The sequence below is a fragment of the Clostridium homopropionicum DSM 5847 genome (assembly GCF_001263795.1).
Lineage (GTDB): Bacteria > Bacillota > Clostridia > Clostridiales > Clostridiaceae > Clostridium_H > Clostridium_H homopropionicum.
In genome coordinates, this window is record NZ_LHUR01000011.1 from 227,950 (window position 1) to 246,120 (window position 18,171).

General features: G+C 29.8%; 19 protein-coding genes. 2 read left to right on the plus strand and 17 right to left on the minus strand.

Features of this window, described 5'->3' with window-relative positions; all coding sequences use genetic code 11:
• Positions 1–9: 9 nt before the first annotated feature.
• The gene (locus CLHOM_RS03340; protein ID WP_052220270.1) at positions 10–282 is read left to right on the plus strand and encodes a DUF4190 domain-containing protein; all 273 of its coding nucleotides are present in this window, start codon (positions 10–12) and stop codon (positions 280–282) included.
• A 101-nt stretch (positions 283–383) separates the two neighbouring features.
• Here CLHOM_RS03340 and CLHOM_RS03345 read toward each other — a convergent pair whose 3' ends face one another.
• From CLHOM_RS03345 to hflX, 7 genes are all read right to left on the minus strand, one after another.
• Positions 384–1,124 carry a YebC/PmpR family DNA-binding transcriptional regulator gene (locus tag CLHOM_RS03345; protein WP_052220271.1) on the minus strand — a complete coding sequence of 247 codons (741 nt, stop codon included), beginning with the start codon at positions 1,122–1,124 and terminating at the stop codon, positions 384–386.
• 106 nt (positions 1,125–1,230) lie between these two features.
• Positions 1,231–1,875, minus strand: a complete 645-nt coding sequence (locus CLHOM_RS03350; RefSeq protein ID WP_052220272.1) for a YigZ family protein — start codon at positions 1,873–1,875, stop codon at positions 1,231–1,233.
• A gap of 22 nt (positions 1,876–1,897) precedes the next feature.
• Positions 1,898–2,566, minus strand: a complete 669-nt coding sequence (locus CLHOM_RS03355) for a HEAT repeat domain-containing protein (protein ID WP_052220273.1) — start codon at positions 2,564–2,566, stop codon at positions 1,898–1,900.
• 12 nt (positions 2,567–2,578) lie between these two features.
• Positions 2,579–3,982: a MocR-like pyridoxine biosynthesis transcription factor PdxR gene (pdxR, locus tag CLHOM_RS03360; protein WP_052220274.1), complete on the minus strand. Its 1,404-nt coding sequence runs from the start codon at positions 3,980–3,982 to the stop codon at positions 2,579–2,581.
• 69 nt (positions 3,983–4,051) lie between these two features.
• Positions 4,052–4,951 (minus strand): nucleotidyltransferase domain-containing protein, encoded by a 900-nt coding sequence (locus tag CLHOM_RS03365; RefSeq protein WP_052220275.1) that lies wholly within the window; start codon positions 4,949–4,951, stop codon positions 4,052–4,054.
• Between the two features lie 69 nt (positions 4,952–5,020).
• On the minus strand, positions 5,021–5,242 hold the full coding sequence (locus tag CLHOM_RS03370; RefSeq protein WP_052220276.1) for a hypothetical protein: 222 nt from the start codon (positions 5,240–5,242) through the stop codon (positions 5,021–5,023).
• A 97-nt stretch (positions 5,243–5,339) separates the two neighbouring features.
• Positions 5,340–7,136, minus strand: coding sequence for a GTPase HflX (gene hflX, locus CLHOM_RS03375; protein ID WP_052220277.1), 1,797 nt, complete (start codon positions 7,134–7,136; stop codon positions 5,340–5,342).
• A 295-nt stretch (positions 7,137–7,431) separates the two neighbouring features.
• On the opposite strand from hflX, the gene CLHOM_RS03380 reads away from it, so the two are divergent.
• Complete coding sequence (locus CLHOM_RS03380) at positions 7,432–9,975, plus strand: transglycosylase domain-containing protein (RefSeq protein WP_052220278.1); 2,544 nt, start codon at positions 7,432–7,434, stop codon at positions 9,973–9,975.
• Between the two features lie 59 nt (positions 9,976–10,034).
• Here CLHOM_RS03380 and spoVAE read toward each other — a convergent pair whose 3' ends face one another.
• The 10 genes from spoVAE to CLHOM_RS03430 form a co-directional block, all read right to left on the minus strand.
• Entirely contained in the window at positions 10,035–10,394 is a 360-nt protein-coding gene (gene spoVAE / locus CLHOM_RS03385) for a stage V sporulation protein AE (RefSeq protein ID WP_052220279.1), read from the minus strand.
• 1 nt (position 10,395) lies between these two features.
• Positions 10,396–11,412: a stage V sporulation protein AD gene (gene spoVAD, locus CLHOM_RS03390; protein WP_052220280.1), complete on the minus strand. Its 1,017-nt coding sequence runs from the start codon at positions 11,410–11,412 to the stop codon at positions 10,396–10,398.
• A 10-nt stretch (positions 11,413–11,422) separates the two neighbouring features.
• Entirely contained in the window at positions 11,423–11,872 is a 450-nt protein-coding gene (gene spoVAC, locus CLHOM_RS03395) for a stage V sporulation protein AC (RefSeq protein WP_052220281.1), read from the minus strand.
• Between the two features lie 117 nt (positions 11,873–11,989).
• Positions 11,990–12,745: an RNA polymerase sporulation sigma factor SigF gene (gene sigF, locus CLHOM_RS03400; RefSeq protein WP_052220282.1), complete on the minus strand. Its 756-nt coding sequence runs from the start codon at positions 12,743–12,745 to the stop codon at positions 11,990–11,992.
• Positions 12,746–12,816: 71 nt separating this feature from the next.
• Positions 12,817–13,245, minus strand: coding sequence for an anti-sigma F factor (gene spoIIAB, locus CLHOM_RS03405; protein ID WP_052220283.1), 429 nt, complete (start codon positions 13,243–13,245; stop codon positions 12,817–12,819).
• Positions 13,246–13,260: 15 nt separating this feature from the next.
• A complete protein-coding gene (gene spoIIAA, locus CLHOM_RS03410) occupies positions 13,261–13,596 on the minus strand; it encodes an anti-sigma F factor antagonist (protein WP_052220284.1) in 336 nt (111 codons plus the stop codon).
• 189 nt (positions 13,597–13,785) lie between these two features.
• Complete coding sequence (locus tag CLHOM_RS03415) at positions 13,786–15,540, minus strand: Eco57I restriction-modification methylase domain-containing protein (RefSeq protein ID WP_052220285.1); 1,755 nt, start codon at positions 15,538–15,540, stop codon at positions 13,786–13,788.
• A 57-nt stretch (positions 15,541–15,597) separates the two neighbouring features.
• Positions 15,598–16,236 carry a cyclodeaminase/cyclohydrolase family protein gene (locus CLHOM_RS03420; RefSeq protein WP_052220286.1) on the minus strand — a complete coding sequence of 213 codons (639 nt, stop codon included), beginning with the start codon at positions 16,234–16,236 and terminating at the stop codon, positions 15,598–15,600.
• 145 nt (positions 16,237–16,381) lie between these two features.
• On the minus strand, positions 16,382–16,960 hold the full coding sequence (locus tag CLHOM_RS03425) for a nitroreductase family protein (RefSeq protein ID WP_052220287.1): 579 nt from the start codon (positions 16,958–16,960) through the stop codon (positions 16,382–16,384).
• A gap of 80 nt (positions 16,961–17,040) precedes the next feature.
• Positions 17,041–18,165 carry a glycosyltransferase family 4 protein gene (locus tag CLHOM_RS03430; RefSeq protein ID WP_052220288.1) on the minus strand — a complete coding sequence of 375 codons (1,125 nt, stop codon included), beginning with the start codon at positions 18,163–18,165 and terminating at the stop codon, positions 17,041–17,043.
• Between the last annotated feature and the right edge of the window lie 6 nt (positions 18,166–18,171).

The window sequence follows — 18,171 nt, forward strand, 5'->3', positions numbered from 1 at the left end:
GGCATATTAATGAAAAATGATGGTTTATCTATTACTTCAATGATCCTAGGTATCGTTGGAATAGTACTTACTTTTATACCTGGGCTAAACTTCGTTGGTATTGTATGCGGAATACTTGCAATAGTCTTTGGGGTTATGAGCAAAAATAAAATTAATAACTCAAATAATGAGCTTTCTGGCTTAGGCATGGCTAAAGCTGGTATGATTTTAGGTATTATTACTATAGGTATTTTTATTGTAACCCTTGCTGCATGCGGTGCAATTTTAGGCTCATTAACTTAACCTATGAAAAATAGATATTTTATAGTTTTTTAAAAATAGAAGCTGCTACTGAATGATTAAATCATTTAGTAGCAGCTTTCTTTATATTGACTATTTAATTCTTAACCTTCCCATTCGTCAGGGAATTCTGCATTGTGATAAACGTCTTGAACATCATCGTCATCCTCAATCATATCTAATAGCTTTTGTGTTTGTGGTGCTGTTTCCATATCTACTGATGCCATAACATCTGGAATCATAGTAACATCTGCTTCTAAGAAAGAGTACCCTAGCTTTTCAAGTTCTTCACGAATAGTTGAAAAGTCTAATGGATCTGTTAAAATTTCAAAAGCTTCTTCTTCAGCATTAAAATCTTCAGCCCCTGCTTCTAAAGCCTGCATCATTAATTCATCTTCATCTATATCATCTGTTCTTTCAATTACTATTTGACCTTTCCTTTGGAACATATAAGAAACACATCCGCTGGCTCCAAGGTTTCCGCCATATTTATCAAATATATGCCTTGCACTTGCTGCGCTTCTGTTTCTATTGTCAGTTAAGAATTTTACCATAACTGCAACTCCACCTGGAGCATATCCTTCATATATTATTTCTTCGTAAGTTATTCCTTCAAGTTCACCAGAACCTTTTTTAATTGCTCTTTCAATAGTATCACCAGGCATATTTGCTGCTTTTGCTTTAGCGATTACATCTTTTAATTTTGAATTTGTATCTGGATTTGAACCACCATCTCTTGCAGCTAAAATAAGTTCTCTACCGATTTTAGTAAATATCTTACCTTTTTTCGCATCATTTTTTCCTTTTTTAGCTTGAATATTGTGCCACTTTGAATGTCCTGACATCTATATTTCCCCCTACCTAATAATATGTATGTTTAATGTTATTGAATTTATTTTCAGTTTAAATCGTTTTATATTATATCATATAGAATTAATTTATTTCAAATATTTATTCTGAATACAATCTTTCCCCTTGCTTAAAATAAAAACCCTTTTCTCCAAGCTTATAAGTGCTTTTACCAGAGGTCAATTCTGTAATTTTATTCATTATTATTTCAGCTTTATGTTCTTCAGTTAATATACGAAGAGCTACCACATCGGTATATTCTATATTTTCAATATGCCAATGATTTTGAGCACAGGTATATTGAACCTTGCCTAATAAATCATAATCAATGCTAATATCTAAATTATGCCCTAAAACTTTTTCAACAATAACTGCATTTTCTATTGCAATTGATGCGCCTTTGGAGTAAGCTCTTACAAGTCCGCCAGCCCCTAATAAAGTCCCACCAAAGTATCTTGTTACAACCACCGCTACATTAGTTATACCATTTTTTTTAATCACTTCTAATACTGGAATCCCTGCTGTACCTTGAGGCTCTCCATCATCGCTGTATCTTTGTATTAGCGCATTCTCTCCAACAATATAAGCATAAACATTATGAGTAGCATCCTTATGTTTGCTTTTTATTAAGTCAACATATGCTTTTGCTTCTTCTTCATTCTCAACTCTTTTAGCATAGCCTATGAAAATTGACTTTTTCTCTTCAAATTCATTTTGCCCTTCATTTCTTATAGTAAAATAACTCAATACTCTTCAATCCTTCCAATATTTAAAGTTTATCTTTATCTTCTAAACTGCAAAGATATTCATCAGCTGCTTTCATTATATAACTTTTATCTGTACTGTTTTTTAATGACATTATTTTCTCTTTTGCTTTTACACTATTTAATTTTTGCAAAGCCTTAATTGCATAAGTAATAACCTGAGGGTTACTATCCTCTAGTGCTCTAATTAATGGCATTTCACAGCTTTGATTTTCAAGTTTACCCATAGCAGAAATAGCCATTCTCCTAACGTTAACAATATTATTTACAGAAGCTTTTACTAGAATTCCCAAACCCTTAGCATCTTTAAGTTCTCCCAATATCCATACTGCTATTTCTTTATGCTTTGAGTTCATTTTAAGATAACTATTTATTATAAAATCCAATAATTTATTTTTGTTTTCTTCATTAAATGAACTTAGCAGCTCTTGTTTATCTCTTTTCCCAGCCTTTGTTATTTCAATAAATAGTTCCTCTGTATTTTTGCTCCTAGCAAGAAACCTGTATTTTATTTTTCCTTCAATTATATGATTTTGAACTGTTGGTCTATCCAAATTCCTAATTTTACAAATGCTATCTATATTTTTACCTTCAATAAATAGAAAATATGTAATATCCTCTTCAGAGTACTTTTCTATATCATTCCAATTAAATTCAACTAGACCCTTTTTCATAAAATATCCCTCTTACTTCAAAATAGAATTTATAATATTTATACCTTCTCTGATTTGATTATTATTTGTTTGAGAAAAACTAAGCTTAAAGTATTTATATCCTTCATTATTATCTTTATAAAAAAGCACTCCGGGCGTAAAGACAACCTTATGTTTGAGACAAGAATTAAAAAGCTCTATGCAATTAACATCTATATTATCAGAAATTTTTAAATAAAAGCTTAATCCTCCTCCTGGGCTATTGTATTCTACTTTTTTTCCTAAAATTTCCTTTATGCATTTTTCCATAAATATATATCTAGATTTATATGAGGCATTTAATTTTTTAATATGTGCTTTCCAGTAACCAGAATTCATATATAAGTCTAGGGTTCTTTGCATCAAGCTAGAAGTTGTTCTGTCAGTATTTATTTTAGAATTCTGAATTGCATCATTAAACTCATCAGGAGTTATTAAGTATCCCATTCTTATACCAGGAAGAAAAATTTTAGAAAAACTTCTTATATACACAACCCTATCATTTCTATCTAAGCTTTTAAAACTTTCATATTTAATATTAGCATCATATATAAGCTCAGATAAATAATCATCTTCAATAATATAAAAATCATATTCTTCTGCTAAATTCAAAATTTCTTTTTTCTTATTTAAGCTATAGCTGCTTCCAGTTGGATTTTGAAAATAACTCATTAGATAGAAACATTTAATTTTATGCTTCTTAACTATGCTTCTTAATGAATTAATATCTATTCCATCCTTATTTATTTCAACTTCAAAAACCTTTGCTCTTCTACTTCTAAAAACATTTAGGGCTCCACTGTAAGTTGGCTTCTCTACAATAATATTATCATCAATGTTAATAATAGCTTTTGCTGCAATATCTATACCTTGTTGTGCTCCTGAAACTATAATAATATTTTCATTGTTTAACTTGCCCTTCCAAAAATACTTATTTATATTATCTCTTAATCCTAAAAAACCTAAAGCATCTTCATTGCTAAAAGCATCCGCCCCATCTCTATCAAGAACTTCATTTAAAGCTCGTTTAAAAGTATCTACTGGGAAAAAATCACTGCAGGTTGTTTCTCCAGTGAAATCAATGAAATCCTTATAATATCCTCCACTTATTTTTTTGTATATCTTAGAATATTCCTTTAAAAAATTTCTATTTTCTTCTTTAACTTTAACATAGGTACCACTACCCATCTTTTGAATTGCTTGACCTTCAGTTTCTAATTTTTTATATGCATTAACAATAGTAACAGAGTTAACCTTAAGTAATTTAGATAATTCTCTAATTGATGGCAACTTTTCACCATTTTTTAGCTCTTTAGCTTTTATAAGCTTTTTAATATGTCTTACTATTTGAATATACTTTGGTTCTTCCTCATTAAATTCAATTATATATTTATCCATAGCTTCTTCCCTTTAAAATAAATTTGGCATACATTCTCCAAATAAGGAAACACGTATGCCAAGCTGTTTTTATATGAAATATACCTTTTCTTTAAATAACATATTTCTACAGTCATCCCTATATTCTCTACTTTCCTTTTTGATAACCTTTTTTTGCAGCAGTTTATTTAAGATGATTTCAAAATCTATCTTATAGTTCTTAAAAAAGTCATCATTTTTTACATCTTCAGAGCTTAAAAAACAATCCTTTTTTTTCATAAACTCTAATAGAAGGGTAGTGTACTTTTTTAAATTTCTCTCTATATTATTATCAAAAAAATTTATCAATTCCTGAATTTTATTTTTTACATCAGCTCTATCTCCATAGAACAAGTTATGGACGGTTTCCTTTAAATCGTCATCTAAATTTAAAGCCATGGTCATAACATCCTTGCTAATCATATAGCCTGATGAATTAATATATAGTTTAGAATAATCTTCTATACATTTAACAATGGCACCATAAGCCATATAAATTCCACTATTATCAATGTACTTTTTACATACACTTATACTTTTAAGTAAATCTCCTAAGTAGACCATATTCCACTTTTCTCTATCAATATCAGGATAATATCTACCCATATCGTATTTACTTGTTATTTCCTCATCTTTTGAAAAAACCAACCTTGAAGAAACAAATATTCTATGAATAAATCCTCCAACTAGTTCTTCCTTATGTAAACTTAATAATTTTTCTTTGCTCATAAGCTTAATATGTACAGGAATACCTTCCTCTTCGGTGTAAATATTTATAATTTTGTCTATCTTGTCCTTAGAAATTACAAATAAATCAATATCTGATTCTTCCCAAAGATCTCCCGTTACTATGCTTCCAAAAACCATTACGGCTAAAATTGACTCATTTGCCTTTAATCTATCTACCAATAAATTAAAAGCCCTTTGATATTCTTGAATTGTATTTATCATATTAAGCACCACCACCCATTTATTTTATTATAATCATATTAATATTCAAATACAACTTATATAACTCTTCTAAATAATAATTTTTCTGATTTTCACATCTTCCATGTATTCGCACTTAGTGCATCTGAATAAATGTATACAATATTCATCATAATCCTTTATTGGATCATCAGCACTGTAATCATCATAATATTCTTGTTTTCTGCCTTTTTCAACCATAAGGCTGCCACATTTAATACAATTAAATTTAATCTCATTTATCTTGTTGCAAATTGGACAAATATTATCCATAAAAACATCCCCTTCTATAGTTTAAGTTAACAATATTATTATCCTTTAATTCAAATAATAAACTTCTATAAAAGGGGATTCTAATTAAGTTAATTCATTAATTTATTTTCTGTAATAAATACTTTTCACATTTATTATAAACTTCATCCTCTACCATAGCTATAATATTTATTCCATCTTCCTTGTACTCCTCTTTTAGAACCTTAGAAGCCCTATGAAGCAAAGCTACAGCTGCCGTATCTGCATATGGGATTAAATATTCGCACTCTTTTAACCTATTAGGTAAATTACTAGCTATAGAATCTAACAAACTATTGAGATTAATTCCTTCTTTAGCAGAAATCTCAATAAATTTAGAATTGCTGAATATATCCAGTATATTTTTGACCTTATCCACATCTGCCTTATCTATTTTATTTAATAAAAGTATTGTAGGTTTATTTATAGCACCTAATTCAGTTAAAACCTCATTTACAGCTTGAATTTGTTCTATTGCTTTGTCTGAAGATACATCTATTACATGAAGAAGCAAATCTGAATTTATTACTTCTTCAAGAGTGGATTTAAAAGCTTCAACTAAATCATGTGGAAGTTTTCTTACGAAACCAACTGTATCTGTTAGTGTAACTAATCTATTATCTGGCAGGTATATAGCCCTAGTAGTTACATCTAGAGTTGCAAAAAGCATATCTGCCTCAAAAACATTTTCTTTTTGAGTAATATCCCTTGGAGATGCAATTTCACAAAGTTTATTCCTCAAAGTTGATTTCCCAGCATTAGTATATCCCACAAGTGAAATTCTAGGAATACTTTCTCTACTTCTTTTATCTCTTTGTATCTCTCTATTTTTTTTAATCTTTTCTAATTCACGGGTAAGATCATGAACCCTTTCTTTTATATGTCTCCTATCTATTTCAAGCTTTTTCTCTCCTGGTCCTCTAGTACCTATTCCCCCTCCAGTTCTCGATAATATTGCACCCATACCAGAAAGTCTTGGAAGTCTGTATTTTAACTGAGCAAGCTCCACTTGTATTTTTGCTTCTTTGCTTTTAGCCCTTCTAGCAAAAATCTCCAATATTAGTGTTGTCCTATCTATTACTTTAGTACCAGTATGCTCTTCAACGTTTCTGATTTGTGATGGAGAAAGTTCATCATCGAAAATAATTACGTTAGCATTTTTTGCCTGCCTAAGCATTGATAATTCTTCAACTTTTCCTTCTCCAATAAAAAATGTAGTATCAATTTTACTTCTCTTTTGAAGTATTTTTCCTACAGTACTAACGTTGCAAGCTTCTGCTAATTCCTCTAGTTCCACTAAACTTTCTTCATCTTCAATTCCTACCAAAATAGCTTTTTCACCATTATCCTCATATATTTTCTCTTCTTTAATATTCATTTCAATAGGATTAATTATTTTTAAGATGTCTATTTGAAGGGCTTTTTCTAAACTTATAGGCTTTGTTACTTCTGCAACCAGCTTATTATCTTGCAAACCACAAAAACCTAAGGTAATTTCCTCACATTTTCCATCCTTCACTCCTATAGCTGCCATACAATCTAGCTTAAGCTTAATTAAAGCAGAAACGTCCAAAGCTGATAGCATTGAATTTCCATTAGGATGAGTATGTATTATTCTAATCCCTGATAATTTTCTTTCTTTTATATCTATTATTGGCATTTCAACAGTAGTACTATCTCCTACTGCTACATTTGTTACATTTCCTTTTCTATCAATAGCAATGCTAATCTCTTTATTAATATCCTGAGAAATTTCACAAATTGTATTGATTATTTCTTCGCTAGCTAGATTTTCCTTTTCAATTTTATAATCATATATATTTTCTAACCTGTTTAAAACACTTTTTCTAATACCTTCAATGACGCCTAGAACCATCTATTTACCTCTTTCTTTATTATCTAAAATTTTTTGAAATATTATATTCTTGACAATTATTCTATAATTTTATACTATAAAGACGATATTGTAAATATCTTGAGTTTGGAGGACTATAATGGAAAATAAAAAGGTAAATATACTTATAGATGAAGAAAAAATCCAAAACAAAATTGCTGAATAATGAAAAATAGACATTAATTACTATGCATCAGCATAGTAATTTTTATTTAGAAAGTATTTATGATATAATAATAACTATATTAACTCAAAGTGTATTTAAGGAGGAAAATCCATGACTGAAAGTAAAAAAGCACAAGAAAATCAGTCTAAAAGAAAAGTAAAAAAGAAAAAAAGAAAAAAAGTTGTTAAAATAGTACTTTTATCGCTATTAATATTAATTTCATTTATAGGTGTAGCTATTGGAGGGTTAACCTTTGCAATAGTAAAAACAGCGCCAGAATTAGATATTAACACAATTATCGCATCTGATGAGGCTTCAAAAATATATGATGATAAAGGTAATTATATTGATAGTATCATTACAGAAAAGAAAAGAGTAATTATAAAATATGAGGATATGCCTAAAAACTTGCTTGATGCCTTTGTAAGCATAGAAGATGAGCGTTTTTATAAGCATAAAGGAATTGATATTAAGAGAATTGCTGGTGCACTCTTTGCTGACTTAAAAAATTTTGTACAAGGTAATTCAGGGCTTCAGGGTGGATCAACCATTACTCAGCAGTTATTAAAAAATACCCTTTTTGAGACTCCAGGAAGAAACTTTGAAGAAAAGGTAAAAAGAAAAATACAGGAGGCTTATTTAGCTCCCCAATTGGAAAAAAAGGTGGATAAAAATACTATACTTACTGCTTATTTAAATACAGCTTTTTTAGGTGGTAGAGCTATAGGGGTTGAAGCAGCTGCTCAGCAATATTTTGGAGTTAGCGCTAATAAATTAACTTTGACTCAATGTGCCTTTATTGCTGGGGTAACACAAAGTCCTTCAATTTATTATCCTTACTCTAAGACTTCTAAAAAAAATCCTGATAAGTATATTAATAGAACAAAAACTGTTTTGTATAAGATGAAGCAACAAAATTATATTTCTGAAGATGAATACAGTAAAGCTCTTGCTGATTTGAATACTGATAAAGCAAAGGTTACTACGGATAGCTCTGTCCAAACTCTTGGGAAATCTATAATCCTTAAGCCTTCTTCTAATAATGATAAGTATAATTTTGAATGGTTCTCAAGGCCAGTCGTAAATGAAGTAAAAAAAGATTTAAAAGCTAAATACAATTATAGTGATGATGAAATTGACAATCTGCTTGTAAATGGTTCATTAAAGATATACTCAACTATGAATAAAGATTTACAAATTGCTTCTCAAAATATTCTAAACCAAGATGAAAAATTGAATAGACTTACCAGAAAAGATGAAGAAAATACTATACAGCCTCAAGCTTCAGCTGTTTTAGTAGATTATCATACTGGCGAAGTAAAAGTTATTGTAGGTGGTAGAGGCGATCAACCAGCATCATCTTTTAATAGGGCTACTGGTGCTAAAGTTCCTCCAGGTTCAAGTATAAAACCCCTAACAGTTTATAGTCCTGCTGTAGATATGAAATTAGCAACTGCTGCTACAGTATTGGAAAATTCACCATTACCTGATGCTATGGCACAAAAATACTCATCTGCTGGTACCCCTTGGCAGCCTCAGAATGATGACAAAAGTTATTCTGGTTATTTAAATATGAGAGATGCCATTAAAGATTCAGTAAACGTATATGCTGTAAAATTAGAAGATATGGTTGGTCTTGAAACTGGCATACGTTATGGTGAAAAATTTGGTATTACTTTTGATAATGCGGATAAACACAGTATGGCAGCCTTAGCTTTAGGTCAGCTTACTTATGGTACCAATACTTTTACTATGGCAAATGCTTATGGAGTATTTGGAAATAATGGACTATATACTACTCCAAGATTATATTCAAAGGTAGTAGATAAAACTGGCAAAGCTATTTTAGAAACTAAAATAGAAACTAAGCAAGTTATCTCTCCTCAAGCTGCTTATATTATGTATGATTTATTGCGTGAACCTGTTAGGGGTGGTACTGCATACAAAATAAACAGCAGTTACAGCAGTGGTACACCAATAGTTGGTAAAACCGGTTCTTCTACAAATTTCAAAAATCTTTGGTTTTGTGGATTAACCCCATATTATTCAGGAGCTGTTTGGGTTGAAAACAAATATAATCAAGGAATATATAGTAGCGATGCTGCTTATCTATTAGGAAAAATTATGAATGAAGCTGTTAAAGACTTACCTGCAAAGGATATTTCTGCTCCTTCTGGTATAACTACTGCTGCAGTAGACAGAGTATCTGGACTTCTTCCATCTCCCCTTTCATATAGGGATCCAAGAGGAAGTCAAGTTTATACCGAATACTTTATTAAGGATACTGTTCCAACTACCGTTGATAATATACATGTAGAAGCAAAAATAAACAAACTTAATGGTAAATTAGCTTCAAAATTTACCCCAAGTTTTTTAACCGAAAGCAAAGTATATATTAGAAGAGATTATGTACCTACTGTAAGTTTAGGAGATCAGGCTTATGTCTTACCTAAAGAACTTGACCCTACTACGGTATCTTCTGAAAATAATACAGACAACAATACTAATAACCCTGATAATACTGATCTTCCGGATTCAAACATAGATATTGACGATAATTTAGATGAAACTCAAAATACAGATACTAATTCAAATACTAATACGGAGACTAATACCAATTCTAATACCAGTCATAAAACTACTAAAAACAACTAAAATTGTACACACATTGCAGATATTTAACTAAAATCAAAATAAAGGAAGCTGTTCTTCCTTTATTTTTTTGTTTTAGGCGAAAACATTATTGAAGCTATATATCCAAATATTATTGCAGCACTTATTCCAGCGGCAGTACCCTTTATACCTCCTGTAAAAGCACCTAAAAATCCATTCTGATCTACTTCTTTAATCACAGCTTTCGCCAAAGCATACCCAAATCCTGGTAAAGGAACGCTAGCACCTGCTTTACCGTATTTTATTAATACATCGTATATATTTAATGCCCCAAGTATTACTCCTGCAGTCACAAAGACAACAAGTATTCTTGCTGGGGTCATTTTAGTTTTATCCATTAATATTTGTGCTATAACACATATTATTCCGCCTATTATAAATGCTGAAATGTAATCTCCCATACTATTTACCTCCAAATTCAATGGATACTGCATGTGCTATGCCAGGAATACTTTCTCCCTGAAGTGAAGTTGTAGGACTCATAAGGGCACCGGTGGATACAATCAATACCTTTTTAAACTTTCCGTTTAGTATATTTTTATAAATATAACCACAACTTACTACTGCAGAGCATCCACATCCACTGCCTCCGCATTGAACTTTTTGCCTTTCTTTATCAAATATTTCATCCCCACAATCAATGTAATTAGAGGAAATATCATATCCGTACTCCTTTAATAATTCCATTGTAATTTTTTTCCCAAGCTTTCCTAAGTCGCCACTAGCTATTAGGTCATAATCTTGAGGCTTTCTACCAGTATCAATAAAATGTTGCTTTAAGGTATCTACAGCTGCTGGTGCCATAGCTGAACCCATATCATTAGTATCTGTTTGACCATAATCCTTAATTTTACCTACTGTAAAAAAAGTTGTATAGGGATGAGTTCCTTTATTACTAATAAGCATTGCTCCAGACCCAGTTACAGTCCATTGTGCAGTTGGGGTTCTTTGAGCTCCCATTTCTAGTGGATATCTAAATTGCCTTTCTGCGGAGGAAAAATGCGATGATGTGGCAGCAATTGCATAATCTGCATAATTTCCGTCAACTAACATAGATGCTACTCCTAATGACTCAGACATTGTTGAACAAGCTCCGTAAAGCCCAAGAAATGGCATATCAATGTCTCTTGCTGCGAAGTTTGAAGCTGCAGTTTGATTAAGTAAATCCCCAGCAACCAAGTAATTAATATCCTGCTCTTTTAAATTTGCCTTTTTCAAAGTTTCCTGTATTGCATTATACATAATACTGCTTTCTGCTTTTTCAAAGCTGTCTTTCCCATTTAAGTCATCCTGTAGTATTATATCAAAATAATTCTTAAGAGGTCCTTCCCCCTCCTTAGGACCAACAATACTTGTTGTAACCACTATTCTAGGTTTATTATCAAATCTTAAAGTTTGTCTCCCTACTCTTTTTGCCATAAGACACCTCTTATCTTATAAAATAGTAAATAATTCCTACTATTATTGAAGAACCAATACCATAAACTAAAACTGGTCCAGCAATAGTAAACATTTTAGCTGCTACTCCTAATACATAGCCTTCTTTTTTAAATTCTATTGCAGGTGCCACAATTGAATTTGCAAATCCTGTAATAGGAACTACCGAGCCTGCTCCTGCAAAATCTCCAATTACATCATAAACTCCAATCCCAGTTAACAATGCACCTAAAAAAATCATTGTAATAGATACATAAGCGGAAGTTTCTTCAACAGAGAATCCTAAACTACTATAATAATTAACAAAAAATTGACCTATAACACATATTAGTCCTCCAACAACGAAAGCCTTAATACAATCTGTTACTAGATTGGATTTAGGTGCTTCATTTTGAACTAAGCTTTGAAATTTCTTTTTAATTTGATTTTCTTTAACCTTCATAAAAATCACCTTCTTTTATATTTTCAATCCTTTGTTTGAAATATTAATGCTTTTCTAATACTTATTGTTCCTAATAATAAAATTTTTAAACAAAAAATAGGATACTGTATTTGTATCCTATCCACTTAATTTATCTTTCATTGCTTTTAATACTTTTTTTTCAATTCTTGATACTTGAACCTGACTGATTCCCAGCATCTGTGCTACCTTTACTTGTGTTATATCTTTAAAATACCTTAATATTATTATTTGTCTTGCCCTTGGGTCTAACTTATTTAAAGCTTCTTTTAAAGCTAGCTTATCCAGTAATTGCTTATCTTCTCCTTCACTTTTGCTTATTTTATCAATTAAAAATATTGGAGATCCATCATCTTGATGAATAGTATCATATAGATATTTGGGTTCATTAATTGCTTCAGTAGAAAATAATATTTCTTCAGTGCTCATTCCAGAAAACTCTGATAATTCTTCTATTGTTGGTTCTCTATTTAACTTTCTAGTGAGTTTTTCTCTATCATAATGCAACTTTCTTCCCGCTTGTTTTACACTCCTACTTACTTTAATAAGTCCATCATCTCTTAAAAATCTTTTTATTTCACCCATTATCATAGGAACTGCATATGTAGAAAATTGTACATTATATTTTACGTCAAAGTTGTTTACAGCCTTAACTAATCCCATACTACCTATCTGAAAAATATCATCATACTCATATCCTCTATTCAAAAACTTTTTACTGATAGATGATACAAGTGGAAGGTTTTTTTCTATCAGCTTATCCAGAGCATCTTTATCTCCTTGTTTAGCCCTTTCTATTAGTTCTAAATTGATTTCATATTTAAATTCACTGCTTTTAGTATTATCTTCACTCATATTTTATATAAACCAATAAAGAGGTTTTCCTCCCTTCATTAATAAAGTCAGTCATATTTTTGAAAAATCCTTTATCTTAGTGAATTAAACTTTTTTTTCATTGTGACTTTAGTTCCAGAGCTCTTTTCAGATTCTACTGAAAGACTATCCATAAAAGTTTCCATTACTGTAAATCCCATTCCAGATCTTTCTAGATCTGGCCTTGACGTATAAAGCGGCTGCATTGCCATCTGAACATTTTCTATTCCAACTCCTTTATCTTCCACAGTAATCGTAACTTCATTATCATTAATTTCTGACTCAATAGATATAATTCCATCCTCTTTACCGTATCCATGAATTATAGAATTCGTAACGGCTTCAGAAACTGCAGTTTTAATATCTGTAATTTCTTCAATTGTCGGATCCAGTTGAGAAACAAAAGCAGCTACAGCAACTCTTGCAAAGCTTTCATTCTCCGACTTACTCAAAAATTCAATTTTTACTTTATTATGACTCATTGTATTTCCCCCCAACTACATATTATCTAATGCGTTTTCTATACTTTCGAACATAGGAATAATTTTAAACATTCCTGATAATTCAAATACTCTCTTTACACTTCCACTAACTCTAGTAATATATACCTTTCCTTTTTTCAATGAAAGTTTTTTATATCTTCCAATTACAACTCCAATGCCTGAACTATCCATAAATGTAACTCCTGAAAAGTCCATTATAAGTTTATTGAAACCATCTGTATCAAGCCTATTGTCAACCTTATTTCTTACTTCTTCAGCACTATGATGATCTAATTCACCAATCATATGCACGATTAGCTTATCCCCATTTTTTTCGAAACTTAAATTCATGTTACTCCTCCCATTATTACTAATATAGATTTATATATTTAACTAATTCTATAATAACCATTATTTTCCTTCTTTATTTAAAATAATTTTCCTCTGTTTATGAATTATTCCCAAATACCATATTATTATACTTAAAATTTAAAAAAGAGAGAGTAATTTATAATACTCTCTCAGGCTGTTTTTAGAAATTTACTTATCATATATAATCTTTATTTCTTCTTCTGTGAAACCAAAAAACTCATTTATTTCTTCTTCCGAATATTCTTCTTTAGAACCCATTGTAGGAATGCAAAGTTTCAATAGATTATTGGGATAGTATTCGTACATGTTTTCTCCTAGCTTTTTAGCAAAGCTTTGGAAATAAAATTCATAAACTTTACTGTTTAATAGTGAAATTAAATATTTATACGTAAATGGTACATTTTCTTTTAAGATTAATGCATATATATCTGCACTAAAATATTTGCCTTTGTCTAAAATAAAGGTGTTACTAGCTCCTTTATAAGGATAAATTATCTTTTCTTTTTCAAAAATTTCTCTTTTTCTTCCCCATTGAAGCTGATACCATTTTCGTATTCCTTTTAAGCATTCTCTTCTTTCCATGAGTTTGCTTTGCTTTATTTTAAGATGATTAATTGTATTGGGGTATTTTTCTGGATCACTAATCGTATCTGAGTAAATTAAGAATTTGTCTTTTAAAATTATTTTATCCTTGCTAATATTACTGCTTTTTATCCAAGGCTTTATTAAATCTATTTCTAAATGCTTATTTTCTACTTCTTCCCTTGTTACTACAAAAGCTTTATCACATCCAGTAATTATCCCCTGAGCACTACTACAGATATTGTATAAATTAGTAAAACTCTTCTCTTCAATTTTATCTATTATTAATCTTTCTTTTTTATCTCTCAATATCCATCCCTTATTATTTAAGCAATTTTTATTTATATAAAACTTTTTATATCTATTTCCATTATTCAAAAACAGCGAATTATAAAATTCATCTTTTACTTCTTTAAATCCTTTTAAAGGCTTAATTATTTCTATATTTTCAGAAGCTTCAGTATCATTAATTAAAAAAATTATAACTGGATCTATTCCAATATTTTTAAAAGGCCTAATACCATAAAAATCCACTACCTTATAAACAGTACATACTTCCTTTAATATTTTCCTTAATTCTTCTCCGCTAGGAGCCTCGATAAAATACCTAGAGGTAATAAAGGCTAACTTTCCTTTTTTATGCAGCCTATTTATAGCAGCTTGAAAAAAGCAGTATGATATATCACTTTTATCCTTGTATATATTTTTAAATATTTCTTTCAAATTCTTACTGTATTCTTTATCTACTAGCTTATGTCCTATATATGGCGGGTTGCCAATTATTACATGAAACTTCTCTTCTGCTTTCGAAATTAAGAAATCTTTATTAATAATATTTCTTTCATTAAAATAGTTACTTTCTGCATATAAATCAATTGCCAATATTTTAAGTGCCATAGGGTCAATATCAAAGCAATATAGATTGTTATCGATAATATGCTTTGATATACTATCTGCTTTTAGATTTAACCCATGTTTTTCATTTATATATTCTAAATTCTTATCATAAATTTCTTTTATATTTTCAAAGCATGTAAGTATTATATCTCCACAGCCACAGGCTGGATCTAATATTTTCATAAAAGGATCGTTAATTATATCTTCTTCCTTAATTAGACTATTAAACATATATTTTGAAATAGGCTTTGGAGTGTACACAATGCCATTTAGTTTACCAGTTTTCTTGCCAATTAGTTTTATATATAAACTAGAAAATCTATTATTCTCAATACCAAGTTCGCATTTATATTTATTTATAGCCATCTTTTTAAAAACATTATCTATTGGTGCTGTTATTATATTATATACTTCATTAATTTTATCTACAAAGTAATTGTACATTGCTTTCTCTCCAAAATATAGATAGCTATTTTATGTCAGTATAATAGCCTTATTTGTTTACTTAAGAAACTGGTCTACCATTTTCTCAGCTGTATTTTTATATTCTAATGCCTTTGATAATATTTCTGCACATCTATTATTTATTTCACTTTTAACCTTTTCTTCCTTAACCCCATTTAAGTTTATTTTTACATTTAGTATAGAACTTTCAATACAAGCATAAAGAAGATAAGAAGCAACCCCTGCATCTGAAATTACATTTTTGTTTCCATATTTACATGCTGTAATTATATTAGGATAAAATTTTAAGCTTTCTTCTGCTAGTTTAAGTGGAGTATTCAATGCATTCTCATATCCTTTATCAATAGCCGCTTTTCTTATATTTTTTTCTTCTTCAAGTGTATTTGGCAATTTAAAAGCATTCATTAAAGATAAAAAGGCTTCTCCGTCCTTGTCCATAAATTCTAGTAAGATATCATTATATTTTAATGCTTCTTCTAAGGTTTTATCTACCATTTCTTTATTTTCTTTTTCAAACTCTTCATAAGCTTTTTTACCAACGGTCAAATTGAATACCATAGCTGTTAAAGAAGTAGCCAAAGCCCCAACTAACGCTGCTGCACTTCCACCACCAGGTACCGACTTATTTGATGATAAATCCCCAATATAGTTTTCAATTGTCAAGTTCTTTTGCAAAATTATTTCCCCCTTTTTTAAAAGCTAAGTTTATTTTAATTATATATTTTCACTATGTCAAACAAAAATGATATATAAAAGGTGATTGAAACTCCAATTTAACATGTAGTTAACAATCACCTTTTATATTAATATATCTATTAATCTATTTATGAACTAAAACTTTAACATTTTGATCTAGATAAGATTCATTCCATTTATTTATATACACAAAATCATATGTGTCTTTCTTAGGATGATGAGGTTTTTCCTCCTCTTCTTCCTGTGCTATTCCTAAAGGTGTCATTGCTACTACTCTCAAATTGTCTGGTATTGCAAGAATTTCTTTAACTTTCTTTTCATCAAAAGCTCCAATCCAGCAAGTACCATATCCTTCTTCTGTTGCAGCAAGTATAAAGTGTTCCATTGCTATTGCACAATCAACTAAATAATAATCCTTACCTTCCATACTACCAGATGCATGTGGATCTGCTACTATTATAGCTGTCATTGGAGCATTTGAAACTGCTCCTGCTGCAGAACTGCTTTTGTTCATAATTGCATTTGCTAACTTGTCCTTTATCTCATCCCTATCAACAAAAATGAACCTGTAACCATTTGTATTTTTCCAAGAAGGGGACATCATTGCTGCATCAATAATTTTTGATAACCTGTCTCTATCTATTTCAGCTGGTTTGTATTTTTTTATACTTTTTCTAGATTTTATTACATCATAAAATTGCATAATCTCACGCTCCTTCTTTATTATTATTTCTAGTAGGAGCAATTATTATTCAGATATGGTTTATTAAAAAAATCCAATATCTACCTAAACAATTTTTCTAATGAACTATGCAATTGATCAATTATTTTATCCCAATTGAACTTTTCATAACAAATATTATAAGTACTGAAGGAGCTTTCTCTTAAATTAGTTGAGGCTATAAAACTTTCTATTTTTTTTGTTAGTTCTTTTGTATTCTCTGTCTCCACAACTGCTCCATTTTCCTTGCCAATTAATTCTCTTGCAATGCCTACATCTGTAGAAACTATTACATTGCCTAAAGCTGCAGCTTCAATAAATGCAATCCCAAAGCTCTCAAACCGTGAAGTTAATGTGAATATCTTAGATTTTTTATATAGCTTGAACAATTTTTCCCTGCTTTTTATATCTCCTTTAAATTCAATCAAATTCCTCAATTCAGGATTTTTCATCAAAAAATTTTCTAAATACTTATTAAAACCTTTCTCTATAGGTCCAGCAACAACAAGCTTCCAGCCAGAATTCTCTATATTATTAATATTTTTAAATGCCTCAAGCAGCATCTCAGTATTTTTTTCTTCTGTTCCAACTCTTGCTACACTAAGGATTATATTTTCTTTAGAATCAAAATTATAGTTTATCTTTTTTCTTTCCAAATACTCAAAATCAACTCCATTAGGAATATGTATCATCTTATCTTTTTGCTTTGGCAATATATCTTTTAATTTTTTATATAATATTTCCTGCTCTATACTTATAAGATCCACTTTATTTAAATACTTATTTAAATAATAATATTCCAACATATTAAGGGATAAAATTTTTTCAACCAGTTTATGACTGCAATCTAACTTTAGATATATTTTCCCCTTAGGATTAAAAAACTTATATGTATAAGCATACACCAAAGAATACATGGTTACATGAAATATTTGAAGTATATCTATGTTTTTTGCTTCTTTTTTTAAATATAAAAATCCATCTATACTATAGTTATTAAACTTTCGTGGTAAAAAATCTATTTTTAGACCTGAAACTTCTTCTTTTAAATAAGAATATTCATCTAAATTATAACAAACAATTTTTGAGTCATAATTAAATAATTTATGCAGCTTATAAGGAATCATTCCCATTTCTTTAACTAGATTTACATTTCTAGTATTGGGATATAATACGCAATATCTCAAAATAAC